The sequence below is a fragment of the Flavonifractor sp. DFI.6.63 genome, assembly GCF_024462255.1.
Lineage (GTDB): Bacteria > Bacillota > Clostridia > Oscillospirales > Oscillospiraceae > Lawsonibacter_A > Lawsonibacter_A hominis.
The window spans coordinates 1-461 of sequence record NZ_JANGBE010000088.1 but is presented as its reverse complement, the minus strand read 5'-3'; the positions used below and the strand labels follow the sequence as shown (position 1 = coordinate 461).

Here is a 461-nt window from a genome sequence, read left to right as displayed (position 1 = left end):
CGCCGAAGTATGGTGTATCTCAGATTATGGGGTATCTGAAAGGAAAGAGCAGTCTGATGATATTCGATCGGCACGCAAATTTAAAGTACAAGTATGGAAATCGCCATTTCTGGGCTAGAGGCTATTAAGGGCCATATAAAATAGGAAAACTGCAAATATAAGGCTTTTCGGAGCCTACAATCCGAAAAAATAAAATAAAAGTCTATCACATTACGCTGAAAGCCGTCCGGATAAAATCTGGGCGGCTTTCTTGCGTGGTGGACTTGGAAAGGAGAAAATTTTTCGATAGAAAATCAACGCTCATTTTTGTGCAATACACCAAAATTGAAGGAGGTTAGGGCTTGTTTGAAAAAAGGTGGAGATTGTGCTAAAGCAACAAAATAGCGATGGAGGCAAGATACACAAAGGCCAGGAAGGAAGCATCCGACTTGTCATATCTGGTGGCGATTCTGCGAAACCAC

General features: G+C 41.6%; 1 pseudogene. It reads left to right on the top strand.

Annotation, left to right across the window (positions count from 1 at the left end):
- Positions 1-125: pseudogene (locus tag NE547_RS18005) on the top strand (transposase); the annotation flags it as partial.
- Between the last annotated feature and the right edge of the window lie 336 nt (positions 126-461).